The 26,999-nt window shown below is 32.9% G+C and carries 26 protein-coding genes; 15 read left to right on the top strand and 11 right to left on the bottom strand.

Going from position 1 to position 26,999, the window contains the following annotated elements:
• Positions 1-3 precede the first annotated feature (3 nt).
• From BMX53_RS15150 to BMX53_RS15130, 5 genes are read left to right on the top strand one after another with little or no spacing between them, the layout of a single operon-like run.
• Entirely contained in the window at positions 4-498 is a 495-nt protein-coding gene (locus tag BMX53_RS15150) for a hypothetical protein (RefSeq protein ID WP_074747346.1), read from the top strand.
• 10 nt (positions 499-508) lie between these two features.
• The gene (locus BMX53_RS15145) at positions 509-1,303 is read left to right on the top strand and encodes a CsgE family curli-type amyloid fiber assembly protein (protein WP_074747343.1); all 795 of its coding nucleotides are present in this window, start codon (positions 509-511) and stop codon (positions 1,301-1,303) included.
• Positions 1,304-1,308: 5 nt separating this feature from the next.
• Positions 1,309-1,710, top strand: coding sequence for a curli assembly protein CsgF (locus BMX53_RS15140; RefSeq protein WP_038986635.1), 402 nt, complete (start codon positions 1,309-1,311; stop codon positions 1,708-1,710).
• Between the two features lie 7 nt (positions 1,711-1,717).
• Positions 1,718-3,094, top strand: a complete 1,377-nt coding sequence (locus tag BMX53_RS15135) for a CsgG/HfaB family protein (protein WP_074747340.1) — start codon at positions 1,718-1,720, stop codon at positions 3,092-3,094.
• A 12-nt stretch (positions 3,095-3,106) separates the two neighbouring features.
• Positions 3,107-4,606, top strand: a complete 1,500-nt coding sequence (locus BMX53_RS15130; protein WP_074747337.1) for a carboxypeptidase-like regulatory domain-containing protein — start codon at positions 3,107-3,109, stop codon at positions 4,604-4,606.
• A gap of 112 nt (positions 4,607-4,718) precedes the next feature.
• Here BMX53_RS15130 and BMX53_RS19445 read toward each other — a convergent pair whose 3' ends face one another.
• Together BMX53_RS19445 and BMX53_RS15120 are read right to left on the bottom strand one after the other, a co-directional pair.
• Positions 4,719-4,859 (bottom strand): helix-turn-helix transcriptional regulator, encoded by a 141-nt coding sequence (locus BMX53_RS19445; RefSeq protein ID WP_074747334.1) that lies wholly within the window; start codon positions 4,857-4,859, stop codon positions 4,719-4,721.
• Entirely contained in the window at positions 4,847-5,602 is a 756-nt protein-coding gene (locus tag BMX53_RS15120) for a tetratricopeptide repeat protein (RefSeq protein WP_133145901.1), read from the bottom strand. Before BMX53_RS15120 ends, BMX53_RS19445 begins: the two co-directional genes overlap by 13 nt.
• A 456-nt stretch (positions 5,603-6,058) precedes the next feature.
• Between BMX53_RS15120 and BMX53_RS15115 the strand changes: the two genes are divergently transcribed.
• From BMX53_RS15115 to BMX53_RS15105, 3 genes are all read left to right on the top strand, one after another.
• Positions 6,059-6,760: a LuxR C-terminal-related transcriptional regulator gene (locus tag BMX53_RS15115; RefSeq protein ID WP_063176137.1), complete on the top strand. Its 702-nt coding sequence runs from the start codon at positions 6,059-6,061 to the stop codon at positions 6,758-6,760.
• A gap of 127 nt (positions 6,761-6,887) precedes the next feature.
• The gene (locus tag BMX53_RS15110) at positions 6,888-7,727 is read left to right on the top strand and encodes a helix-turn-helix domain-containing protein (protein ID WP_063176138.1); all 840 of its coding nucleotides are present in this window, start codon (positions 6,888-6,890) and stop codon (positions 7,725-7,727) included.
• A gap of 67 nt (positions 7,728-7,794) precedes the next feature.
• A complete protein-coding gene (locus BMX53_RS15105; protein ID WP_063176139.1) occupies positions 7,795-8,979 on the top strand; it encodes a multidrug effflux MFS transporter in 1,185 nt (394 codons plus the stop codon).
• A 219-nt stretch (positions 8,980-9,198) separates the two neighbouring features.
• Here BMX53_RS15105 and BMX53_RS15100 read toward each other — a convergent pair whose 3' ends face one another.
• The 3 genes from BMX53_RS15100 to BMX53_RS15090 all read right to left on the bottom strand — a co-directional run bounded on the left by BMX53_RS15100 (position 9,199) and on the right by BMX53_RS15090 (position 13,129).
• Positions 9,199-10,650 carry an ATP-binding protein gene (locus tag BMX53_RS15100; RefSeq protein ID WP_063176140.1) on the bottom strand — a complete coding sequence of 484 codons (1,452 nt, stop codon included), beginning with the start codon at positions 10,648-10,650 and terminating at the stop codon, positions 9,199-9,201.
• A 348-nt stretch (positions 10,651-10,998) separates the two neighbouring features.
• Positions 10,999-11,724: a DUF6796 family protein gene (locus BMX53_RS15095; RefSeq protein WP_063176141.1), complete on the bottom strand. Its 726-nt coding sequence runs from the start codon at positions 11,722-11,724 to the stop codon at positions 10,999-11,001.
• Between the two features lie 61 nt (positions 11,725-11,785).
• The gene (locus BMX53_RS15090; protein WP_074747331.1) at positions 11,786-13,129 is read right to left on the bottom strand and encodes an MATE family efflux transporter; all 1,344 of its coding nucleotides are present in this window, start codon (positions 13,127-13,129) and stop codon (positions 11,786-11,788) included.
• Positions 13,130-13,321: 192 nt separating this feature from the next.
• Here BMX53_RS15090 and BMX53_RS15085 point away from each other — a divergent pair, with 192 nt between their 5' ends.
• From BMX53_RS15085 to BMX53_RS15060, 6 genes are all read left to right on the top strand, one after another.
• Positions 13,322-14,305, top strand: a complete 984-nt coding sequence (locus BMX53_RS15085; protein WP_074747328.1) for a helix-turn-helix domain-containing protein — start codon at positions 13,322-13,324, stop codon at positions 14,303-14,305.
• Between the two features lie 138 nt (positions 14,306-14,443).
• On the top strand, positions 14,444-15,175 hold the full coding sequence (locus BMX53_RS15080; protein WP_074747325.1) for a hypothetical protein: 732 nt from the start codon (positions 14,444-14,446) through the stop codon (positions 15,173-15,175).
• A 109-nt stretch (positions 15,176-15,284) separates the two neighbouring features.
• A complete protein-coding gene (locus BMX53_RS15075; RefSeq protein WP_038986645.1) occupies positions 15,285-16,151 on the top strand; it encodes a helix-turn-helix domain-containing protein in 867 nt (288 codons plus the stop codon).
• A 92-nt stretch (positions 16,152-16,243) separates the two neighbouring features.
• Complete coding sequence (locus BMX53_RS15070) at positions 16,244-17,563, top strand: TolC family protein (RefSeq protein ID WP_038986646.1); 1,320 nt, start codon at positions 16,244-16,246, stop codon at positions 17,561-17,563.
• A 117-nt stretch (positions 17,564-17,680) separates the two neighbouring features.
• Positions 17,681-18,802: an HlyD family secretion protein gene (locus BMX53_RS15065; protein WP_038986647.1), complete on the top strand. Its 1,122-nt coding sequence runs from the start codon at positions 17,681-17,683 to the stop codon at positions 18,800-18,802.
• 189 nt (positions 18,803-18,991) lie between these two features.
• Entirely contained in the window at positions 18,992-20,572 is a 1,581-nt protein-coding gene (locus tag BMX53_RS15060) for an MFS transporter (protein ID WP_074747323.1), read from the top strand.
• 149 nt (positions 20,573-20,721) lie between these two features.
• Here the strand turns inward: BMX53_RS15060 and BMX53_RS15055 are convergent, their stop codons facing one another.
• The 6 genes from BMX53_RS15055 to BMX53_RS15030 all read right to left on the bottom strand — a co-directional run bounded on the left by BMX53_RS15055 (position 20,722) and on the right by BMX53_RS15030 (position 25,906).
• A complete protein-coding gene (locus tag BMX53_RS15055) occupies positions 20,722-21,078 on the bottom strand; it encodes a helix-turn-helix domain-containing protein (protein ID WP_074747363.1) in 357 nt (118 codons plus the stop codon).
• Between the two features lie 4 nt (positions 21,079-21,082).
• Positions 21,083-21,376 carry a type II toxin-antitoxin system HigB family toxin gene (locus tag BMX53_RS15050; protein WP_063176148.1) on the bottom strand — a complete coding sequence of 98 codons (294 nt, stop codon included), beginning with the start codon at positions 21,374-21,376 and terminating at the stop codon, positions 21,083-21,085.
• Positions 21,377-21,776: 400 nt separating this feature from the next.
• Positions 21,777-22,637, bottom strand: a complete 861-nt coding sequence (locus tag BMX53_RS15045; RefSeq protein ID WP_074747320.1) for an SDR family oxidoreductase — start codon at positions 22,635-22,637, stop codon at positions 21,777-21,779.
• Between the two features lie 77 nt (positions 22,638-22,714).
• Entirely contained in the window at positions 22,715-23,287 is a 573-nt protein-coding gene (locus BMX53_RS15040) for a Crp/Fnr family transcriptional regulator (protein WP_074747360.1), read from the bottom strand.
• A gap of 602 nt (positions 23,288-23,889) precedes the next feature.
• Positions 23,890-24,948 (bottom strand): NAD(P)-dependent alcohol dehydrogenase, encoded by a 1,059-nt coding sequence (locus BMX53_RS15035; protein ID WP_074747317.1) that lies wholly within the window; start codon positions 24,946-24,948, stop codon positions 23,890-23,892.
• A 136-nt stretch (positions 24,949-25,084) separates the two neighbouring features.
• Positions 25,085-25,906 (bottom strand): AraC family transcriptional regulator, encoded by an 822-nt coding sequence (locus tag BMX53_RS15030; protein ID WP_074747316.1) that lies wholly within the window; start codon positions 25,904-25,906, stop codon positions 25,085-25,087.
• Between the two features lie 309 nt (positions 25,907-26,215).
• Here BMX53_RS15030 and BMX53_RS15025 point away from each other — a divergent pair, with 309 nt between their 5' ends.
• Complete coding sequence (locus tag BMX53_RS15025; protein WP_074747313.1) at positions 26,216-26,644, top strand: hypothetical protein; 429 nt, start codon at positions 26,216-26,218, stop codon at positions 26,642-26,644.
• Positions 26,645-26,999 lie beyond the last annotated feature (355 nt).

Here is a 26,999-nt window from a genome sequence, read left to right as displayed (position 1 = left end):
AAGATGAAAAACACAGTTTTATTATACATCTTATTGTTTTTAACTCCTTGTTCATTTATATGGGCTCAGAAAGAAAGAAACAATATTGTTCGTGATGAAAATTCATTTTTGATTAATCAAATTACAATCAGAAATGATAAAGCTATGCTTCAAGATCAGAAACAAGTCTATGTCACACAAATAGGAGATGATAATATTCTTATGTCTAATCTTTCAAACTCTACTTCAAGTGATGTCAATTACATGCAAATAGGAAATCATAATAATATAGATATCTTAACTAAAAGTCAGGAGTCAAACCAAACAATAAATCAGATAGGAGATCAAAACAAATACTCTAATTACAATTACAATTCGACGAAAGTAGAAAACATTAATATAATACAAAAAGGAAACAATCAAAATATAGATGTCTTTGGACAAAACTCAATGTCACAAGACTTAAAAATTACAATCATTGGTAGTGATAAATCACTTATAATAAGAAATTACAACTAGTATCTTCATTATGAGAAAGCTTGGGCAATCACATTTTCAGACTCTTTTGTTAGTTGTGTGCATTTTACTTACTTACTCTATAAATGCTCAAATCTTAAACACTAAGATTAAAGCTGATTTGAGTATTCAAGAAATCCCTGAGGATATAGTAATTACAGGTATTGCACATAATAAAACAGAAGTAACACAGAGTATTTCTTATAAGCTCTCTGTTATAAAATCAAATCTAGAAGATCCTAATGCTAATAAAGCTACCAATGTTCAAACAGGTCGAAAAGTATTAGAGGGATTTCAGACGATGAATCTATCTACAACTAGAATAAATAGAAATACAAAAGACAGGCTTATTATTTTATTACTTATCTATGATGAGAATGAAAAATTAGTAGGCACAAATAGACATGTTATCAATGATAATAAAGATAAGGAATTAATCAAACAAGAGTTTACAACCATGCTTGACTCTGATCTTGAGCAAGAAGATATTTCTTACAATAAAATAGAGCTCAAAGGAATAGTTGTTGATCAAACAAAAACCAAAGCAGGTAGAGATTTTTACCAAATCTTTTATTCAAACTACTTATCTTATAACATAAACTCTGAACATATTATAACTATTTCAGAGCTTATCACTCTTGGTAATAATACTAAAATCAATGTCAGTATTTTAGATCAAATCATTTTCACCTTTTTCGTTAAAACTCAATATGATTACTTAAGATCAATGAGCGATAGTACCTTAAATAGAACTATGAGGTACTTAGAAAGCTTAAAAAGAGATGAACAACGAATCAAAACATTTTAAAAATCATGAAAAATATATTCTATATAATTATACTGCTAGTCTCTACTATTTGTAGTGCCCAGCAATTAACCTATAAACCTATGAATCCTTTCTTTGGAGGAGAGGTGTTTAACTATCAAATGATGCTTGCTTCTGCCTCAGCTCAGAATTCATTCAAAGATCCTTCCGCTAGTAAATCAAACTCTGGTTCAAGCTTAGATCAGTTCTCAGAACGACTTAATAGTCAACTTCTGAGTCAAATATCAAGAAAAATATTCAATGATCAATTTGGTGGCGATCTAAAGGAAGGTACTTTTTCCCTAGGAAGTTTATCTGTTGAAATCTATGAGTCGAGTGAAGGAATGGTTATAAATATTCTGAACACTCAAACCGGGGAGCAAACACAAATTATAATGCCTACTTATTAAGCTAGCTATGAGTTTATTAAGATTCGCATTTATAGCACTCCCGGCTAGTTTACTAATAACTAGCTGTGGAGCCTACTTAAATCAACCGTATGCCAAACAGGTGGCAAGAACTGGTGAGACAAGTAGTACAAATAAGAACTTAAAAAATCTACCTAAACCATTAGAGCCTATTGTAGCTGGAATCTATAACTTTAGAGACCAAACTGGGCAATATAAAAATGTAGATGTTGGTAGTTCCTTTAGCACGGCTGTTCCTCAAGGAGGAACAACAATCCTTGCAAAAGCATTAGAAGATAGTGGTTGGTTTACAATTGTAGAGCGAGAGAATTTAGGCAATCTATTAAATGAGCGCAATATTATAAATACAACTCGTGAACAGTTCAGACAAGCAGGAGATAAGACTCAATCAGCACTACCTCCCCTATTATTTGCAGGTATTTTACTTGAAGGAGGTATAACCTCTTATGATTCTAATATTATCACAGGTGGAACTGGTGCTAGGTATTTTGGTGTAGGAGGTTCTACCCAATATAGAGAAGATCGGTTAACAGTTTACCTAAGAGCAGTTTCTACCACAAATGGTAAAGTATTAAAAACAGTATATGTATCTAAGACAATACTTTCTCAGGCCGTATCTGCTAATTTATTCAGGTATGTGAACTTTCAACGTCTCTTAGAGGTTGAGACTGGTTTTACATCTAATGAGCCTGTTCAATTAGCTCTTAAAGAAGCTATCGAGAAAGCTGTAGAAAGCTTAATTATAGAAGGTATCGCAGCTGATTTATGGAAATCTAAAGAAGAGAAATCTATCGATGATCAATTAGTTACTCAATACAATAAGCTTAAAGAGCAAGAAGAGTCAACATTATTATACAACAGAGAGCAATTCAACAGGACACAAAAAAATGAAGTTAGTGCTTCTAGTGGTGTGAATGTCCTTTTTGGAGATTATAAACAAAAAAAAGCAGGATACTCTTTTAGAATAAGCTATGCTAGAGAATTATCTAAGATATTTTCTGGTGAGATAAATTTCAATGCTTTTGAATTAGTAACTGGTAAAAGTTTTAAAAATCATGCCTTTAGTTTAGATCTTAATCTAAGAGCTAATCTACTGCCTAATGATAAGATATCTCCGTATGTTTATTTAGGCCCTGGTATGATTGGAACAAATACCTTGTTTGAAAGTAAAAGTGAAAAAGACAATCCAATATTTTGGAAAATGCAGTATGGTTTAGGACTAAACTATAACATCTCCAATTCATGGGGAGTGTTTGGTTTTGCTGAGCACAATCTTAGTTTTACCGATAAATTAGATAATTTAAAACTAGGAAAAAGAAACGACTACTATTTTAATTTTGGATTAGGTCTTAAATACTACTTTTAATACAATTGATAGATGAAAAATGTACTAACTAAATTTATATATTCCATTGCGATACTACTCGTATTTTACTCTTGTCAAGAAGATTATTTACAAGAAAGTACAACAGGAATACTCATTGGTAAGGTAGTTGCTTCTGATACCAACATACCTCTTGCTAATGTAAAAATAGAAACATCACCAGTATCTACTACTGTATTTACTGATGAGAATGGAGATTTTACAATTGATCAAATAAGTGTAGCTGAGTATTCGGTAAAAGCTGAATTAAAAGGATATACTACTTTGTTTAAACCTGCTGTAATTTACCAAGATAGAAAAACAAATATCGTTTTTGAACTTAAAACAGCTAAGGGCAGCGTAAAACCACCATCTAAACCTGTTCTTATAAGTCCATCAAGTAATGAAGTACTCAAAGGTATTGTCACTACTTTTAAATGGTCAGTAGAGAATCCTAGTGAATCAGAGCTTACCTATACTCTTAAACTTTATAATGACAAGGACTCTAATGTTGAGATATATGATAAATTAACGCAAAATTCATTTACGCATGAAAATCTAAAACTAGGAGTAAAATACTTCTGGCAAATAATAGTTGATGACAGTCATAATACACCAGTACAGAGTGAGGTAAGTAGTTTTCAAGTTTATAGTGCACCTAAAAACAATAGATATTTTTATACAAAGAACATTGATGGAAATTTTGCTATTTTCTCTTCGGATGAATCAAATACAACCGAATTTCAATTAACTAGCGAAAAGGTAAATAGTTTCAGACCTAAAAAGAATCCAACTGCTAACAAGGTTGCGTATTTACAAACCTCTGGATCTTATACCGACCTTTATACCATGGATACTGATGGGACAAACAAACAAAAAATTACATCAAATGTAAAACCTGGAGGTTTTAACTTAAATGAGTTAAGCTTTAGCTGGCCTGCAAATAGTAATAAAATCTATTTCCCTAGCTTTAATAAACTATATAGCATAAGCTCTAATGGTCAGGATTTAACTCTAGTGTATCAAACACCTGATAACTCCTTTATCTCAGAGGTAGATGTAAATATTGAGTATAACACAATAGCCTTAAAAACAAATAATGCTAATGGATATGATATTGCTATTTACTGTATAGACCTTAAGGGTAAATTCTTATTCAACGTCTTAACTAACGTAAAAGGAGCTAGTAGTGGTTTACATTTATCTAATGATGCCACAAAGATTCTGTATAGTTTAGATGATCAAGGTGCTCAAAATATGGAGTACAGAAGAATTGATTCCAATATCTATTTATTTGATAAGGCAACTAACAAGCACACTAAAATCTCAAGTGATAAAGAAAAAGGTACCAATGATTTAGATCCTAGGTTCTCACCTAATGAAGCCTCAGTTATCTTTACAAATACCTCTAATGACAATAGATCCGCTAAAAACATTTATACAAAGGAAACAAATACTGCAACAAAAACTAGGGTTTTAAAATATTTTAATGCGTTTATGCCCGAATGGATTTAGTAGGATAAAAATGTGATGCGAATCACACTATATTTTGATCACGATTTACACGTTTCCTATTTATAATGTAAATCACTTTCAAGTGGAAGGGCCGTCTTAAAGACGGCTTTTTCTATTTTAATAAATCTGCTTTTCCCTTTATCTGTAATATCTCATAGATAATTTTCAAGTGGTACTTTACTGTATTTTCTGAAATAAACAATGTCTCCCCTATTTCTTTATTTGTTTTACCTTTTTGAACTAAGTCAACAATCTGTTTTTGTCTTTCAGATAATCTCCAATATCTTTATAATAACGGCCTAATCCAGCATACATATTTAGTATATAGATATCCATATTGTGCTGTTTGGCGTAAGACAACCCCTTTTGAAAGCTCTCTAAAGCTTGCTCATGCTTATTCATCTTTTGATATAAATCAATCATCTTACTATATACCAAGGGTAAATGCTCCGAATCTTTCTTAGTTAATACCGCTATAGCATTATTATACACCTTCTCTGCTTCTTGAAAAAGACCTTCTCTGGTATGCATTGTACCTTTTACGATAAACCAAAAGGCAAGAGTACTTGAATCTACAAGTTCTAAATCCCTATCCTTGATAAGGTGTTGAAGTTTAGCTACTTTATCAAACTCCAATAAGTCAAAAGCAATAAATAACTCTTCAAATCTAATTTGAGCAATTATTTGTTCTTTATATTCAGTTTTAATTCCCTCTTTCAAAGCCAGATGTAAGTTATCTTCTGCATCCTTATAACTAAACACTCTTTTATAAGTAAGGTACTTTAAATAATAAGCACTATATCTATCATATGATGTTGATTGTTTATCTAATAAAACAGATTCTAAAAAAACAATGGTCTTCTCATACTCTGCTTGATTGTTATATTCACTAACCTTACTTGATAACTTTTTGTAATCATAAGCCTGAGCTATAGTTACAAAATATGATAACAAGCATAGCAAAAAAATACAATTATTGAGAAGTTTTTTCTTCATAATTTCTTAAAACTAGACTCAAAGTACTACTTTTTACTGTCAAATAAACATGTGGGGGTAAATTATCCCCTACCTTATGCCATATACTATTTAATAATGTAACAAATTGTCCACTTTATTATGTTAACATATCAAATAGCTTAATACATTTTTAAAATTCAAACCTAAACCTTTCAATAAATCACAAAAAAAACAAAAGCATTAAAAATCAATACATTACAATCAAAAAAAACTAAAAGTATAGGTAAAAGTATAGGTAAAAACAAGCGGGTAGGCACAAGGTAGGACAGCTTAATACTAGGGGACAAAAATCTCACTACCCATAATACTACCTGTCTTAAATTGTGAACTTTTTGGGGTTTTACACATCTTTGTAAATGACAACCAATAGCTTTTACAAGGCCCTGTATTTGTTAAAAGCTAACCTTTTTAACAAAACTCAAAAACTCAAAAAGTATGGAAACCATTAAAAACACCACATGGTTAAATCTGTATAATAACCATAGTACAAAAAACAATGTAAAACATAAAGAAACAGAAGAGCAATCTGTCTATTTCTTTATTTTGGATTATTCAAAAAATACTGTATTATTTGTTAATTCAGCTTTCACTACTATTACAGGTTACAACAATGAAAATTTTGATTTGAATTTCTTAACTGAGATTATTCATAAAGATGACTTGGACTATTTTTTAGAAAAAGAAGAGCAAGGAATAAATTTCACTAGTAAGATTCAATACAACGATCATTTCAGGTATATCAAAAAATATAGTTATAGAATAATTAAAGCTGATGGTAGTAGTGTAAGAGTCGCTCAAGAGAGTCAAGCTCTAGAGATAAATGAACACGGAAATCTATCAAAAGCTCTTATTATGCATAAGATTATTAATCCAGATGCGTTTTGTAAACATACGGACTATAAAATATTTGACAAGGTTCAAAATATGTACTTAGATTTAAATAACAATTTTAATTTAACAAATAGAGAATTAGAAATCCTCACTTTAATCAAACAAGGACTCTCCAGTAAACAAATTTCAGATTTATTAAACGTTAGCAATAATACTATTCAAACACATCGCAAAAATATACTAGCAAAAACTAATAGTAATAGTTTCATAGAACTAGTAAAAAAACTAAGTTATTCTGACTACTAATGACTAACTGGCTAAATAAAATTAAAACTGATAAATTCATTAAAAGATTCTGTATGCAAAAAGGGTATTGGTTATATCTGTTAAAACAAACCCTTATCTTTGTAAAACTAAAAAAACAAACCCTATAATGCCTAAACAAAAGATTGTAAAAGCTGAGCAATTCGACAAGGATGTGCCTATCGAATTCTTTATGATAGAAGATAATATCGAGCTATTTAATCTTGATTATCACTATCAGTGCAACTTTTATCAAATCTATTGGTTTACTAAGGCTAATAATACCCTGCAGCAAGTTGACTTTAAATCCTATGAGATCACTAAGGATCAAATCTGGGTTATCTACCCTGGTCAGATGCACAATATCAACCCTACAGGGGTAGAAGGATATTTCCTATCTATTAATAAGGATTACTTTAATCGAATCATTACACAAGAATTTAAAGAGCAATCCTTTAGGCTTAATCCTCCACTATGGTTTGAGTTATCCGAAGATAAAAAAGAGCTCTTTAAAGCGATAATGTTTTTGTTTAAACAAGAGTGGGATTCACAAAAACGCACTTTGGTATTAGAGAAATACCTAAGTATATACATCACTCATATCCAAGATCTAAAAGAACTTTCTAAAGAAAATCCACTGATAGACACTAGAGTGCACAAACTCCTTGAGCTTGTAGAGAAACATTACGCTAGTCACTCCCCTACCTCTTTCTATGCGGATAAAATAGCCCTATCAGTAAAACGCATGAATGAATTAGTAGTAAAGTCCACTGAATCAACACTAAACCAACACATTCATAATAGACTACTCTTAGAAGCCAAAAGGTTAATAGGATATTCTGAACTAAATATTCAACAAATCGCAGAGGAATTAGGCTATAGCGAGGTCAACTACTTTAACCGTTTCTTTAAAAAGAACAGTGGCCTTACTCCTCTTGAATTTAGAAAACAGGTGAAAAAAGTCCAATAATATACTCTCTTAAGATAATGTTTTGACCAGACTAGCAAACTACTTTTGCCCCTGTCAAAACAAGAATATGAATAAGTTAACAAAAGCTCAGTTTATAGTAGTGATAATATTGTCGTTACTATCTGCTATAGAACCCTTTAGTATTGATTTATACTTACCTGGGTTTCTAAAGATTTCACAGACCTTTAATACGGATCTAAAAAATGTCCAACTATCCCTTTCTTTCTTTTTAGGGGGATTTGCTGCTGGACAGTTATTTTGGGGAATTATCTCAGACCGCTATGGTCGTAAACTCCCTACTATAGCCTCACTGATCATCTTTATACTAGCTTCTGTAGCCTGTATTTACTCTGAGACTATCGAACAATTCTGGACAGCTCGTTTCTTTCAAGCCTTTGCAGGATGTGCAGGTGTGGTTATCGCCAGAGCAGTGGTAAACGAGTACTACTCAGCAGATCAGAGTATGAATGTATTCTCACTACTTGCTATTATCGCTGGTGTAGCACCTATTGTAGGCCCTGTAGCTGGTAACTTCTTAATTAGCCACTTTGTATGGCAATCTACTTTTGTAACACTTGTGGTCTTAGGGATTATTTGTTTGCTAGCTGTTATTTTCTTCTTACCAGAAACGCGTATTGTTACAGAGAAGGTAAACACTAATCTAATGGCTGACTTTAAAGAGATAGTAAAGAACAGTATTTTTGTTAAGTATACTCTTATCGGGAGTTTAACCTATAGTATCTTAATGATTTATCTAGCGAATGCTCCTTATCTGATTATGGAATACGGAGGTCTTTCTTCTAATACCTTTAGCTCTATATTTGCCTTTAATGCCATAGGGTTAATCTTAGGAGCATGGCTTGCCAATTCTGTATTATCGCGTTGGTGGACAGTAGAGCAGATTATTAAATACACTATCTATTTTGGTTTAGCTTGGACAGCAGCTTTTGTAGTAATGTGTCTACTTAAAGAGCCTATACAGGCATTATTAGTACCACTATTTTTTATTGTACTAACTCTAGGAGTGTTATTCCCTACTACGACTAAACTAGCACTAGCACCATTTACTACTAATAGTGGGTCAGCCTCTGCTCTTTTAGGAACCTTACAACTGTTATTAACCTTTATTATCTCAGCAGTGACTAATCTTATCCCATCTGATATTATGAGCTTAACAGCTTACTCCTTGCTAGCTTGTCATATATTATACTTGGCTTGCTACTTTATCAAAGAAAAGAAACAGAATATTTAATAAAACAAAAGGGCTTAACTGTGATGGTTAAGCCCTTATTCTTTTAAATAGTACTATGTAATAATAAGCTATACTTTCTTCAAGAGACTTCTTATTTGAACATAAAGTGTATAAATAAGCACATTCAAACCTATCTATTTATACATTTTTGTGCCTAATAAGCTTTTTTTATATCTATTTACTGCTTATTTATACATCACGTACTCCTACTATTGTTGTTTAATAACTTGTTGACTTCATTTTTAAGGTATTCTCTCCAATATTATATGCATAAACTGAGGCTGGCAGAAATGTAAGGCTTACTTCTCCTACTACTTTTTGTCCTTGTTTGTCTATTGAAGTTACTAATGCACTATTGAATTTATTTGCTTCACAGAATTGTATCAAGCTTTTCAACTCTTGGGGTTTATCGTAGTATCTATTACTCCATTTTATTTCCACTCCCCATACAGGCTTAAACTTCTTATCATCTACTAAAACTAAATCTACTTCTCCCTCAAACCTACCGTCTTTCCATCTAGCATAAGTTAAATCTAAATTCTCACGGTGCATCCATTGAGACAAAATAGCAGTCTCAACCATATTTCCCATTTCACTATCTAATTCTTTCACAGGAGAAAAAAGAGCAGTTCTCAAAGAAGGATTAGTTAGATATACTTTAAAACTTGTAATACGTTTTAATCTTTTAGCAACGACATCTACTTTGTTTAATACTTTAATTAAAAAAGCTGCCTCAAGATATTCGAGATATCTTCTAAGTGTCTCTTTTTGTATGCCACTTTCTCTAGACATTGTCTCATAAGAAAACTCATTACCTGTATTATAGGCTATGTAAGAAAAGAATCGATTTAACTCTTGTACATCTTTTACTCCATATAAACTTGGTAAATCACGCAATAGCACTTTGTCTACAATATCATTTTTTATATACCTTCCCATATCTTGTTGGATCTTCTCAGACATCACCACCTCTGGATATCCCCCAAAGTTTAGATACTGTACAAACTCTTTATTTAACTCTTCAATATTATGTGTTAAACAATGAGCTACTTTCATATCTCCATAATCAACCGTCCCTTTATGTATTAAATGATCTTTTGATTTTAGATGAATAAACTCTTGAAAAGTCAATGGTGGCAACATAAAATCTGTAAATCTACCTGCTCCACTCTCGGTACTATGCCACTTTAATGCTGCTGCTGCAGATCCAGATACAATGAATTTGGTATCAGAATAAGAATCAACCAAAACTTTAAGATGTCTTTCCCAATCTTTTAAATATTGTATTTCATCAAAAAAAACGTAACAATCTTCTAAACTCTCACTTTGTAAAGCCTCTTTACACAAAGAAAGAATCTCGTCTAAGCTTAAGTGAATATAGATAGGGTTATCTATACCAATAAAGAAAATACGTTGAGGATCTACCCCTTCTTCGATTAGCTTATCTATGCTATGAAACATCATCACAGTCTTTCCTACACGTCTAGGTCCCATTAATACTACAGCTCTCTTTACATCATGCTCTACAATAAATGGATAAAAGAGATCAAAATATAATCTCCTTGACATATCTTGATAAACATGAGGTATTTCTCTAGTCACCCACCAAGGGTTCTCAAACTGTAATCTCTCTATAATTTTATCTGTCGGAATAAGTCTTGATTTGTTCATAAAACTTCTTATTTGTACAAAAATAGTAAAAATAAGAATATCATAACATGCTTATTTTTACATTTTTGTACCTAATAAGCTTTTTTCATATCTATTCACTTCTTATTTGTACATAATTAAAAAGGGTTATTTCATCTATTTAAAAAAAGGGCTTAACCATCACAGTTAAGCCCTTTTGTTATATATAATGCCTTGTAATAATAAGCTATTTTTTATTCAAAAAACTTCTTATTTGAACATAATATGTACAAATAAACACATCACAGCATACTTATTTTTACATTTTTGTACCTAATAAGCTTTTTTTATACCTATTTACTGCTTATTTGTACATACTAAAAGAAGTCTTTACTTTTCTACTTCTTGCAACTGCTTTCTAAACAAGATAGCTAAGAGAATAAAGAAGATTAAGTAAGACAGATTAAATCCTGCTGAGATAAGATACCCTCTAAGTTCAGATTGAGGTAATGCCATGCGAATAGGCAATTGAAATATCGTTAAGAATACTGGTGATAACAGCCCCGCCCATCTTGGAAGTTTTGTCTTATTCATAAACACCAAAATAGAAAACATCAACCATCCTGCCAGCAATACAATAATAGCTGTTCCCCAAGCGATGTATAATACCTTAGTAAAACCTCTAGACATCTCAAGTAAATAAGGATGAGCAATAGGATCTGTATGATAGATTGCTTTAAATAACTCTCCACTATAATAAAAGTCAGAATGTCCTAAAGGCATTAATACTACACTTATAATTAACACAAAGTATGTAATCCATGCGTAAGGCTTAGTTTGATCTTTAAAATACTGAAACGCCAACCACACTCCTGGCAAAAACAAGAAAGCCGACATAGAAGCTATTAATCCTCCAAACATCAATCGATTGGTTGATCCCTCTAACATAAGCACTGCTAAATTCACATCTAACTCATTGGCATAAGTCTCAGAAAACAGCGGATAATCTGCTGGATTCACATCAAATCCTGCTACAAAAACATCTCCAATAACCCATAAAATGGAAGCAATAATACTTGAAATAAAAGACCATTTGATCTTCGTCGAATAATTCATTTTAAAATTTATTATGTTTAACTTATTTACTTTATATATAAACTCCTAACAACAAGCCTCCTTAGCTAACTGCTCTTAGTTTATTTGTACTTCTGTACACAGCATATAGAACCATAGCCAAAACTACCCAGTCAATAATTGCACTGGCCAAATAGATACTGCGAATACCATACAAAGAAGGTACAATAAGCATCACTGGAATATAAAACACGACTTGACGTAGAATACTAATTACAGTAGCTGGTTTGGCTTGTTCTACAGCTGGAAACCACACCATAGCCATAAACACAAAGGGCAAGCCTAAGAGTACACTCATATAGATTCTAAAGTCCATTAGTTGTGTAGGTAGAAACGTAACATGTGGTATCATCACTGAAAGAACACCTGAAGGATAACACATCACAATAAACCAAAACGGCAATAAGAAGGCTAAACCTACAAGAGAAAATAAGCGATATGCACTTATACTACGCTTGTATTGTTTGGCACCATAATTCATTCCTGCCACTGGCTGTAAAGCGCGCATTAACCCCCATAAAGGAGTATTGAGTAGAATATAAAAACGATTAACTGCAGTAAAGAAAGTAATATCCGAGGCTGAACCATATTTAGCTAAGGCATTAAACACTACAATATTCTGAATCACAATCATTACCATCATAATAAAACCTGGCATTCCTAAAGAAAGTGTCTCTTTTAAGATAGCCTTATCGCGTTTTAAAGACCAAAATTTAGTTTGAAAAGAAGCTTTTCCTTTTGCATAGTACCACACTCCTAAAGCAGTGTAAATTACCATCGAAATATTAGTCGCCCAAGCAGCTCCTGCCACTCCCCATCCTAAAGTATCAATAAAGACAGGTTTTAAAGCTAAATCAACTAATAAACCTACTGCTATCATCCAAGCCGCTGTTTTCATTCTTCCCTCAGCTCTAATAATCATATTTAAAGCCAGTCCATGAATCCAAAAGAAGCTCCCTATAATAGTAACCTTAAAATACTCTACTCCCGTAATTAGTATCTCATCACGCCCTCCCATCATATAGACTAATTCTTCTGCAAATACATAACATGGGACAGTAATTAACAAGGAGAAAACAAGAGTTAAGAAGTTAACCGTTCCAAAGGCTTTGTTTAGTTTTTCGGTATCCTTTGCTCCTATCCAAATACTAATAGCAGAACCTATACCTGTACCGATTAACGTCCCGAAACCTTGAGCGAACTGAGCCAAGGGATAAGCTATACCTACTGCTGCCAAAGCCGTATTACTTATCAGATGCCCTACAAATATTCCATCCAAGAAATTGTTTAATCCGTATAAGACCATCGCTACAATGGCAGGCCAAGAAAGTTGCCACATCACTTTGGGCAATCTATCGTTTAATATCATTTGCTTTTGCTGATTCATACAAGTAGTTACATTGAGTTTTATTTAGCTTATTCTAATATTTGTCCTTTTTTAAAAAGAAGAAAAACGCACACTTATTAAGAACAATTCTAAACAATTAATATATTTGTGCAAATGTAAACGACTCATTGTCTATCAATGTCTGTTAAACGGAGTAAAAAGTCCGCATAAAATGTTTTCAATACAAGAGCTATGAATTTACGATTATATGATATCAAGCACCAATATACCTTAGTAGATAAACAGTATCCTACTTCTTATTTTGACACAGATAATCTCCCTGTAAAAGAGAGCACAACTTATCTGGATACTTTTATGGGAAAGGGATATTATAAAGAAATATACTTTGAAGGCGTACACATTGGCTTTGGAGATGTCTCGTTAGCTAAGCCTATACTATTGGGGTTTGAAAGTGATTTTCAGACTATTGAGATGCATTTTACCTTAAAAGGAAAAAGTACAGCTACATCAACTAATTTCAATAAGGATATATCTTTTGGAGCACATTCTCATAATATTATTTATGCCAATAATATGACAGGTAAAATGCAATGGGAAGCTAATGATTTTCAGCTTTGTGAAATCAACTTAACCCCTACTTTTTTCAAAAAGTTCTTACCTTTAGATAATCATTTATTCGATGCCTTTAGAAATACAATAGAAAAGGGTAACTCTAGTCTGCTGCATCCAAATCACCAGTTTATTAGCCAACAGATGTATGATATTGTGCACCAGATTATCAAATGCGAGCGTCAAGGTCTTTTCAAAAAGATGTTCTTAGAAGCCAAAGTCATTGAGTTATTGCTCTTACAATTAGAGCAATTTAATACTGACACAACACCGAAAAGCACTATAAGCAAAAAAGATATAGATAAAGTCTATGCTGTTAGAGACTTTATATTAAACAATATAGATAGCACACATTCCTTAGCCGATTTAGCACATCAGGTAGGTACTAATGACTTTATTTTAAAGAAAGGTTTTAAAGAGCTATTCGGTACAACAGTATTCTCTTTTTGGGCAGATCAAAAGATGCAACACGCTAAAGAGTTACTTGAAAACAAAGAACTAAACATTAGCGAGATATCTGATATTATAGGATATAAAAATCCTCGTCACTTCTCCTCTGCCTTTAAAAAGAAGTATGGAGTATCTCCAAGTATGTGGATGAAGTAAAGTATTAAAGCCGTAATACTATTTCTTACATGAACACTATTAACAGATTTTGAGTAAGTTTCTCTAATTTTTCTAACCAACAATATATTACTACCTTAAGTAGTTAATATACATAACACAATTAATTAAATCTGTTATATGAAAAATCTACTATTGAGTATCACAGCCTTATTAGCTATTTGTTTTAGTTCAAAAGCTCAAATAAAAGAATTGGAAAAGAATCCTAACTGGAAGAAATACACTACAGTAATAGAGAAAACGCCTTATGGCAAAGATTATTGGAAAACGGAGTATACTTTAAAAGATGGACAAATTGATACCTTTAAGACTTTCTCTAAAGAAGAGTTAAGAGGGACTTTTAAATATGTTTATGATCAGCATGCTAACGTTTCACAAATGATAGTTATTGATACTGACAAAAAAACAAAAACTGTCGACATAGAAACAAAATATAATAGTGAAGGACTAAAAATAAAAAGTCAAAATACTAAATATAGCTATAACCAAAACAAGCAAATAGCTAAAGAAACTTCTAAAGAGTTTGAAGAATCTATTGGCAAAGAAGGTTGGTCAGTTTCTTATCAGTATGATGATAAGGGAAATATAGCACGCGCTGAACGCACAAGTTTTATAAAGAATAACAGACAAATAGATGTCGAAGAATTTACTTATGATAGTTGTGGTAATGTCTTAACTATAGATAGAAGTTCTACTCCAACAAGAAAATATCCTCTTATTGGGATTGGAGGTAGAAGTTTAGACCAACATGAAACATTCGAATATGAATACAATGATGACTGCCTTTGGACAAAGAAATACTTAGTCAAAAAAGGTAAGAAGATTCTACTTTTTGAGAGAGAAATCAAATAATATACAAGAGCCTTGGTTATACATCAAGGCTCTTTTTATTCACTCCTATTTCTATATGCTTTTTTAGTATCCTTTAGATTTACTACCTTGCCATATCTAAACCTACCCTATGATTCAAGGAGATATCGCGGCAGCTAACGCATCATTTATACACGTACAGATCTATGATCAACAAAACATCTTTGATCAGGCTAACTTTGGTCACCCTTATAGACCAACGCGCTCGTCATTCTTATTTGTCAAAAAAGGAAGGTTAAGAGTTAGAGAGCAGATTAATGAGTTTGAGATTATAGAGAATTCAATATTTCTTATTGATGTCAAGTATGTATATGAAATTATCGAGATTACTCCTGATGCAGAACTTCGTCTTTTGAGTTATGATAGAAACTTCTTAGAGACCTCATCCTTTAAGCTACACCGCCTAAAGGTATATAGAGATCTAAAAACGCAATTGCAACGCAACTTTCACCTTACTCAATCCGAGATAGATATCTTCTGGACTAACGTAGAGTCATTAGGTTACTATCTAAAGAACTTTAATGATGTAGAATACGGGCAATATATCATAGAAAATTACTTTAATATTATCTTATACCACCTAGTAAGTGTTGCCACACCTAGAAATGAGGAATCTATCAATCAAATGACCTCTCAACAAAAGATTACCTATAAGTTCGTCATGCTTGTCTCTGATCATTATCTAGAGACCAAGTCTGTACAGTTCTACGCAGATAGCTTACAGCTTTCTATCAGACATTTAAGTAGTGTGGTTAAAGAGACCTCTGGAAAAACCCCTAATGAGATCATCAATGAGTTTATCTTTAACGAGGCAAAAGCCCAGCTTTCTACTACCACTATTCCTATCAAACAACTGGCTAGTAAACTGAATTTCAGCGATCAATACGCTTTTGCTCATTTCTTTAAAAAACATCAAAGCATCAGCCCAACCCAATACAGAGGAATGTTTAAACTATAAAATCGTACTTTTAAACATCTTATTTGTAAATATCAATCATTTTATACCGTGTACTACTGACCTAACTTTGTCCTTTATAAAGTACAAATAAAATGAACAATACTATTCACAAATACTTCTGTGGATTAGGCTTACTTCTACTCTCATATACCTCAATGTATAGCCAGGTAAACCAACAATCTCTTAGTATAGAAGAAGCGGTAAACTTAGCCATGCAGAATCACCAGCAGCTAAAGGTTACTGCATTAAACAAAGATATTAGTGAAGGACAAACACAACTATTAAAACAACAAAGACTACCAAACCTTGCCTTTACAGCAAATGCCTCTTATATCGGGGATGCTCTTATATTAGACAAGGACTTTAGCAAGGTAATGACTAAAGACATGCCTCACTTTGGTAATAGCTATGCCCTGCAAGCTTCTGAGCTTTTGTTTAAAGGTGGTGCTATTAACAAGAATATTGAACTTGCCAAGATTGGAGAACAACTTGCTTCTTTAGACCTAGTGCAAGATCAGCAATCGATAAAGTTCTTAGTCGTTTCTAACTACCTAGACATGTACAAACTAGTGCATCAGGAGCAAGTATATCAAAACAATAAGAAACTCGCTCAAATCCGCTTAAAAAACGTTAATCGATACTATAAGGAAGGAATGATGACACGCAACGAAGTTATAAGAGGAGAATTAGTCTTGCAGAACATGGATCAAGCCTTATTAAGTGTAGATAACAATTTGTCTATCCTAAACTACAATCTTGCCATTGCCTTAGGACTGCCTACCTCAACAAAGATTGCCCCTAACGAAGCCTTAATACACAAAGCTTTAGAAGGAGATTATGCCTACTACTTAGACCTTGCTTATGCACAGCATCCTATGGTGCAAAAAGTAGAGAAAACCGTAGAAGCTGCTCAAAAAAAAGTAGAGATAGCTAATACGGACAAATACCCAAGTCTTGCAGCTGTAGGTGGATATAATATGGCAAGACCTATTACCACTACTAATCCTGTGATGGATATGTATTCTAACGCTTGGCAAGTGGGAGTTTCGCTTTCTTACAATATAGACAACCTATACAAGACTCCTAAAAAGGTAAAGCTGGAGAAACTGCAAAAATCAAAAGCTAAGGAAACACTAACTCTTGTAGAACAACAAATAGAAATGGGAGTTAATGCTGCTTATACAAAGTATGATGAAGCAATACAAAACGCCAATCTATTAAAGAAAAGTCAACAGTTAGCACAGGAAAACTACAAAATCATAGAAGCTAAATACCTCAACCAATTAGCTATACAAGCAGAAATGACTGATGCTACCAATGCAAAGCTTGAAGCAGAACTTCAATACGCCAATGCAGAGATTAATGTATTATACCAATATTATAATTTACTAAAAGCAACCGGAACGCTATAGTTAATTACTAATCTCAAATTACGCTACAGCTTGTGTACGCTCTTTGTGTGACAGTGCATATATGTAATTGTGTAAGCGTAGCAAGTACCCCATCATTACCTTACTAAAAAGTACAACATGGAAAATAAAGAAAATACAACCACTGAACCTCAAACAGTGCAGGCTCCAACTGAGCCAACAGCTACTGATAAAGCAAAACAAGAAAAGAAGAAGAAAGCAAAAGTGCTTTTAGTAAACACACTTACCTTTTTAGTAATCGGGATAGCCTTCTTTTGGTTATTAACCAAATACTTTCACATCAATGATAAGGACTATACCGAATCTGCACAAGTAGAAGAATACATCAATCCTATCAATACTCGTGTATCTGCGTATATTAAAGACATTCGCTTTATAGAACACCAACAAGTCAAAAAAGGAGACACTTTAGTTATCCTTGACAACAGAGAAATACTAACTCAGGTAGAACAAGCCGAGGCGGCTTATCTAAGCGCTTTAGCGGCTAAGAATGTTACAGCTTCATCTGTACAGACTGCCTCTAATAATATCGGTGTGTTTAGTTCTAATATCGAAGGAGCTAAAGCAAGATTGTGGAATGCAGAACAAAACAGCAAAAGATATGAGAACTTGCTTCAAGCTGAGGCAGTAACTCAACAACAATATGATCAAGTAAAAACAGAATACCAAGCAGCTAAATCTGCTTATGAAGGTCTAATCAAACAACAAAATACAACTAAACTTTCGGTATCAGAGATTCAAACTCGTATTGCGTTAAATGAAGCAGATATCAAACGTACCAAAGCAATGCTTGATATGGCTAATTTAAACTTGTCTTATACGATTATCACTGCTCCTTATGATGGAGTAATGGGAAGACGCTTAATTAATGAAGGTCAACTTCTTTCTCCAAGTCAACAGATAACAACAATCGTAAGAGATAACGAAAAATGGGTAACAGCTAACTTTTTGGAATCTCAGATGAACAATATACAAATAGGCGCTGTGATAGAAATGACAGCTGATGCGATAAAAGGAAAGCGCTTTATCGGTAAAGTAACTGCTATCTCTGCCGCTACAGGTTCGAGATACTCAAGCGTTCCTACAGACAATTCTACAGGAAACTTTGTCAAAGTACAACAGCGAATTCCTGTGCGTATCGAATTTACAGAAGAAAACGCTCAAGGAGATATCGCTGAACTTAAAGCGGGAATGAATATGAATATACAGTTAGCGAATTAGGAAACAGGGAATATAGGTAATAGGGAGCAGGAAGCAGAGAACGGGAAATAGGAAGTGCTGAGCGTAAATAAAATATCCATTGGATATTTTTAGTGATGGAACCAAGAGACGTATAAGGGCTTCAAACATAAAACCAGATTATCTAAATCTCCCTCTCTCCCTATTCCCTCTAAAAATGTAAACTCAAAAATGTACAACAAAGGACTTTTTCACTCTTGGGTACCTAAACCTGTGATGCTTTTGCTCATAGTGCTTATAGCAGCCTTATACTGTGGTATAAGTGGTATATATACTACTAATATCACTTATATAACAGGAAGTACTGGTGCGATGACAGAGTACTACCTATGGGCAAACTATGCCTATGCTATAGGTTTAGGTACAGTGATGCCGCTTATTGTAAGGATAAAAGCGCGCTTTAGAACCAAGGAACTACTTGTCACATCATTAACTATGTGTGGCGTACTGTTTATTATACAAGGAACTTCATACCAACCTTTTATCATCATTGCCTGTTCTTATTTGATCGGGGTATTTAAGATGATTGGGATGATGGAGGTAGTATTACCCCTAATGATGTTATTAAGCACAGGGGGAAACAGAGGAATATTCTACAGTATCTACTACTCTGCCCTACTGGTTATTACTCAACTATCAGGATATTACGTAGCGAAGATCTCTCATTTATACAACTGGCAAATAAGCTATATGTACATCGCGATGATTTGCTTTGTAGGAGCGATGATCTGTATTATCTTTCAGCATAATCAGCGCTTTATGCGCAAGGTTCCGTTTATCTATATCGATTGGATTAGTGTATTGCTATTCAATACCACATTTATGATCCTAGCCTACATTTTAGCCTTTGGGAAACAACAAGCCTGGTTTGAATCAGAGACTATTGGGTATGCCGCTCTTTCATTCTTTATTCTATTATTTGTTTTTGTGGTCAGACAGCAACTCATTAGAAGACCCTTCTTGCCCTTAAACGCATTTAAGAAAAACAATGTAAGACACGGAACCATTATGCTACTCTGCTTAGGTATGTACTTAGCCACAGCTACGATACAAAACATCTTTGCGGTAGGAATATTAGGTTATAATCCAGAGACAAATGCGTCTTTAAACCTACTTTTAATACCAGGACTGGTCTCTGCAGCTATTGTCTGTTATAAGTGGTTTAAGAATGAGATACCACTGCGCATGCTTGTTTTTTCTGGTTTCTCAGCCTTTTTGATGTACTCCATTATGATGTATTTATCCATGAGTACTACATTTAGCTACTCGATGTGGTATCTACCTATGTTCTTTAAAGGCTATGGTATGGGAGTCATCTTTGTTGCTACGTGGTATTATACCTTAGACAAATTAGACTTAGCCAGTATGCTTGGGCTTATCGGGTTTGCTATCCTTTGGCGTACGTTTATCGCAGTAGGGATATTCAGCGCTACTTACTCTTGGGTACAGTACCAATTCCAGATCCAAAGCTTAAACAACTTAGCGGTGTATTTAGACGACGCCATGCTATTAAGAGCAGGATCAGGTATTAGTCTGCCATTAGTTCAGCTAAACGGTGTGCTATCTGCTACTAAGTTAATCTATGGATATATCAACATAGCTGGTATAGGAGTATTACTCTATGTACTGTTCCATCACTACGGTAGAATACGCACCCTAAAAACACGTGTGTATATCAATAAACTCGGAACATTAATGATGAGCAAAAAAGACAAGGAAAGTATTGAAAAACAACTTCCTGATCATATATAAGGTTTGTACTTTTGAATCTCTAGGAACTTGGTGTTAATGGTTTAAGTGAGGTAACAAACCGTATTCTAACACATCGAACCCCTAGAGATTCTTTCTTAATAATACAAAAGGCCTTACACTAAAAATAGTGTAAGGCCTTCTATTTACTGTTAGTAATTTTGAATTAATACCTCTGAAGAAATATGCATTTTTTCTGCTATTTTTCTAATCATGTCAAGAGATAATTTTCTTTTTCGATTTAGAACCTCACTGGCACGACTTTTCTGCCCAATGATTTCTGCTAAATCATTTTGAGAAAAGCCCATTTGATCCATTCTAAATTTAATTGCTTCTATAGGATCTGGAAAATCAATAAAAAAGTGTTCATTCTCATATTTTTCAATTAAAACACCTAAAATCTCTAATTCATCTCCTTGCTCCGTACCTGGAATTGCATCAAAAATATCCTCTAATCTAATTAGAGCTTCTTGATAATCCTTTTCTGTTTTTAATAGTCTTAATTTCATATCTCTAAATATTATTTGCATCTATTTTATCATACTCAGCATGAGTTCCTATAAACCTAATCCACATCATTTGATAGTTAAAATTAATTCTAACAATTAACCGATAACTATTTCCTTTTATATTAAAGCAGATTCTATTAGTAGCTAAAATACTTGCACTAGGGTAATCTACTTTTAATTCATTAATATTTTTCCAAGTGCCTTTTTCACTTTCAAGATACCATGACTTTAATTGTTGTTCACAATCACCATGTTTTTCCCAAAAATCTCTTAGTATTTTCTTAGCTATAACCCTCATAATTAATTATTTCTATGCAAATATATGATTTTATTCCCAATACGGGAACTTTATTTATTATTTATCATTAATAAAAATCCTACTAAGCAATATTTGGACTAAATGGGAGTAAATGACCTAAATTCGGACTGTAGTCAAATCTAAAAAAACAACATTAAAATACTAAATACCAATACATTACATTGAATTAATTTCACTCATCTTTTACTTTTGTTTCCGAGTTCTTCCCAAAATCTCTGTATTTGCGGAACCTAATGGGATAAAAATGGGATAAAACCCGAACAAGACTCGAACAAGACTGCAACTGAGACAGAACAGAATTTTAAAAAAATACCTCGTTTTATGAAGATAATCTTCTATAAACATATAAGTATCTACCCTATTAATTTAGTATGTTAAACTAGATACTATTCTTTACTACCTGTTCGTTAAAGTAGTCCTTTAAATGGTATTCTCCATAAGTAGGAGCGATATTATCACTAGCCATCGCCGTTAAGAAAAATTCATAAGGGCCATAAGTCTTAGATGAGGTAAACAAGCGCAATAAAGCTATAATCCAAACTCTTATAAAGTCTGGCAAACACACTATCTTTTCCTTCTTATTAAGTGCTTTTAACGCTAAAGTAGCAAGTTCTCTTTGGCTCATCACATCAGGACCTCCTACAGAACATTCCTTCTTGTTACCTTCCATTTTATCAATACACACTTTGGCTAGATCTCTACCATCAATTGGGTTTAGTTTTTTATCTCCTTTCCCAAATAGAAACACTCTACCAGAGTTAGCCATCTTTAAGAAGTCTTTCATATCAGAAAAGAAACCATTGGGTCTTATCACTCTATAATCTAACCCCGATTCTTTTAGTTTGTCTACAAAACCTTCCTTAGCCTTAAAGATCTCAAGGTGACGGAGTTTATCTCCACCAATAGCTGATACATACAAAAAACGCTCTACATCTGTAATACACGCTTGATGAAGAAGATTAAGATTTCCCTTATAATCCACATCCATATACGTCATCCCTTCTTTCTGTCTAGTGATACCAATGGTAGAAAATACGTAATTTATACTAGCCATGCATCCAAGTAATGTTTCTGGTTTAGTCACCTCTGCGATAAAAACCTCATCTGCTAGAGATATTAATTCCTTTTGTTTTTCTGAACGAATAAGTGCTCTTACCCAATATCCTCTGTATTTTAACTCTTTTACTAGTTCTCCACCTAAATATCCTGTGGCTCCAGCCACTAGTACTCTCTTAGTCATAATCTTACTGCTTTATTTGATTAAGACAAAGTTAGAAGCTGTAATGGGTAAACACACTTGACAATCGTCAAGAAAACTTATTTGAACACTCTAGCTTTAATACGACTAAGCGTCTCTGGGGATACTCCTAAGAAAGTAGCAATATACTGCTGAGGTACTCTTAAGAACAAATCTCCTTGATGGGATAATAAATCTTTATATCGCTCTTCTGCTGACTGGGTTACAAAAGAGGCAATAATACGCTGAGCAGTCAAGAGTTCATTCTCTACTGCTATACGAGCAATAACTTCAAATACTGGTGATATAGATAATAGCTCTTCTATGGCTTCTCTAGAGAGTACACAAATCTCTGTATCTTCTAGTGCCTGATAATTCTCCTTAGCGGCTACCTTATAGGTGTAACTCTCTCCCGCACAGATAAACTGTCCTTCAGTATAAAAGAAAGCTGTTTTATCACTCTCCTCTACATTGTAATAAAGTCTAACACACCCCTTGATGACAAAGTATATCTCATTAGATATACTCCCACTAGAGAATATTGTCTCTTGTTTTACAAACTGCTTATACTGAGCTAATCTTTTTAGGTGTCCTTCTTCTTCTAAAGTTAAGGCTGTATATTGCTTTATATGATGGATGAAATTGTCTTGCATAATAAAAGATAACATTTTGAGCACTTAAGATAAAAAAAGCTACTCTAAAAAGAATAGCTTTTTTTTGTTTTATACAGACGGCATAGTTAGGGTTGGCGTCTTTATAAATGAAAAGAAAAAAATTTGTCTAGGCTACTTGATATTCATACTACTATAAATAGTAGTTTATAAATACTTATAGAAATGAAAACGAACTATAATGCATTGCTTATCACACCACCTTTAAACTTGATTAAAAATAATATTAATTAACATAATTCATTATGATATATTTACTTATTGTTTATTTTTTGATTTAATTTCATATAAAATACTTCAATCAACTAAATAAACGTATAATATTATTCTTTCATTAACAATTAAGCAACAATCAAGGTACTTTATTATTGCTTTTAATTTCTCATATTGTCACTTAGTAGCACTTTTTACCAATACCTATTAAAAAGCAACAACAATAATGACAACTATTGTCTTTTTCCCTTAATTAATCTTTCATATTCCCTTATAAAATAGTAAATCTTATAGACTATAACAAAATACTATTACCTCCCTTATTATAAAATAAAAAAGGGTGACCTTCTCAGGACACCCTCTTTATAGCTTTAATTATTCTTAAGCGAAGCCATATCGATCACAAAACGGTATTTTACATCCCCTTTTAACAAGCGATCATATGCTTTATTAATATCCTGCATTTGAATAAGTTCAATATCTGAGGTAATATTGTGTTTACCACAGAAATCTAGCATTTCTTGTGTTTCTTTAATACCTCCGATTAAAGACCCTGAAAAGCTAATTCTATTTAATATCAAACTAAAAGCAGATACAGGAAGTGGATGTTCAGGAGCTCCTACAAGAGTTAAACCTCCATCTCTTTTAATCAGTGATAAATATGCGTTAATATCATGCTGAGCAGATACACAGTCTAGGATAAAATCAAGCGTTCTAGCATTGTTTTTCATTTGATTTGCATCTGTTGATAGAACTACATCATCAGCACCAAGACGTTTTGCATCTTCTACTTTCGATTGTGAAGTTGTAATCACAACTACATAAGCTCCCATAGCTTTTGCAATCTTTACTGCCATATGTCCTAAACCACCTATTCCTACAATACCTACTTTTTTTCCTGGCCCTACATTAGCATGTCTAAGTGGTGAAAAAGTAGTTATCCCTGCACATAAAAGTGGAGCTGTTGCAGCTAAATCTAAATTACTAGGTACACTTAAAACAAAATCTTCATCTACAACTACACTCTCTGAGTATCCCCCAAATGTTTGCATATTTAAGTGTTTATCATGGCTATTATAGGTTTGGATATTATCGTGTTCACAGTACTGCTCTAACCCTTCTTTACAACTAGCACACTCACGACAACTATCTACCATACATCCTACTCCGACTAAATCTCCTACTTTATACTTAGTAACTCCACTACCAACCTTCACTACTTTTCCTACAATCTCATGCCCTGGAACATTAGGATACTGTGTTCCTCCCCACTCATTTCTTGCTGTATGAAGATCAGAGTGACATACCCCACAGTATAGAATATCAATCTCAACATCCTTAGCTGTTACTTCTCTACGGCTAATGCTCATTTGTTTTAAATCTGCCTCTGGTGCTTCTGTACCAAATGCTTTTACATTTTTTGTATTCATCTTTTTAAAGGTATTTTTATTAATATTGTTTTTACTATAGATACATTATGTATAACTCTTGGCAAAAGTAAATTATCAGTTAAACAAAGACTTTACTAAAAAGTTCAATTTACTTTTTTAAGAAGCTCATTATCTATTACACTTCCGTAGGAGAAATACCGAATTGCTTCTTAAAAGCTGTTGAAAAGTGAGAAGGGTTTTTAAAGCCTACTTCCAAATAAACATCTTGAACTTTTTCTCCTTTTTCTTTTAGTTTCACATAAGCTGATTCTAATCGCTTTTGTATAATCCACCTTTGTGGGGTTAGATTACTTATCTTCTTAAAATCTCTTTTAAAAGTGGCTAGGCTTCTTCCTGTATAGATTGCTATCTCATCCATGGTTAACTCGTCCATATAATGATCATTTAGAAACTCCATTATATCTATCTTCCAAGGTTGGGTAAAATCAAATAATAAAGGATAGAATATATCAGAGTTATTAAGTAGTGCATAAATACCTTCAAGTAATTTTAAGTGAATTACCTGATCCGAAGGTTTAACATTCTGATTAAAATAAGGAGTTAAGGATTCGAATAGACTAGTTATATCAACTTTCTGTTCAATCGGGAATACATTTTTATCAGATACAGCTACTCCCTTGGGAATATCACTCTTTTTTAATTTACTATAAAACTCTCTTAGTACATTTCTATTAAAAGTTAGTGATATTCCCTTATAGTTATCTTTACCCTTACCATTTTTGTACATTGTCAATTGGTGATTACGACGTATAAAAACGCATTGACCTGCCCCAACCTTTATTTTCTTATTTCTATCTTCAATGATTTGTTCACCTGAATACACATATACTAAGACATGCTCAGGAGTAGCATGAATACACTTTTGATTATTATCTGTGTAACAAGAAAGAAAAATACCTGAGTAACTAATAGTTTGCAAAGTATTGTTTGTTTTCATTTTCTATTATTTTCTAAAGATAAAGATACAGAACTACAGTCTTATTACTTTGCTATAAAGCTCATTTATATTTTCTAAAAAGCTCATTTTAATATTAATTATACTTAAATGATTATTTAGTCAATAAGAAAATACGCTATGCCTATGTCCCTAATTACCCTAAAGTGATTAATTATACAACAAAAACAAATAATTGTATAAGTGATTAATTAAAAGTGCTTTTACCTGCATAAAAAACCTTTAAAACTATAGTCTAGGTGTAAAAAATAAGTATCTTTGTCACATCAATTAGAACAATTCAGACATTAAGTGAAGAAATATCTATCCATATTACTTTTATTACTATCTACTTTAGTTACAGCCAGTCCGATTATAGAATGGACTTGTACTGAAGAGGTAATGGTATGTGGTATGGAGATGAGTGGCAATAGTAATATGTCATGCTGTTCAGGTGAGATGGAGCAAAACTCACGCAGTATGGATCTAAATATGCCATGTTGTAATGTAGCTTCTCGTGTATTAGTTACTTCTACTGAATTAAAAGTTCAATCACCAAAGGTTGTTCAAGATACAAAGGCAAAAACAGCTAACATTAAATCGAGATGGTTTAACTCTAATTACTTAGAGAACTTATCATCTATTGATTTAGTTTCTGTAACTCCTCTATCTGTATCTTCTTCTGGATTTAAGTATAAAGATATAGATCCCTTATCTTATATCTGTATTTATCGTATATGATACCCTTTTAAACAAGTAACTTGCTAATACACCTTATTATCTATATGTGTATTGATCTTATATAGTTACTTTGTCCTAACCGTATTTTTATTGTCTATAGTCATTACCTTTCTTATATAATAAGGTATTGTTGTGATATAAATTACACTATATCAAATAGCTAAAAATCATATACGCTTAGGTCTAATGATGATTACCTATTTATTCATCATCGCTAATCTTTTTATTTATCGTTTATGCACTAATCCTGGATAGAATAGGATTACAACTTATTGTTGTATCCCTTTAGGATGTGGCATATAAGTTGTGGTTCTATCCTTATCCGATCGATAATAGTAAAGTATTAGCAGGTGTC

This window comes from Myroides marinus (genome assembly GCF_900109075.1).
GTDB classification, from domain to species: Bacteria; Bacteroidota; Bacteroidia; order Flavobacteriales; family Flavobacteriaceae; genus Flavobacterium; species Flavobacterium marinum_A.
Note: the sequence above shows the minus strand (reverse complement) of the source record. Positions and strands in the feature narration are given on the sequence as shown.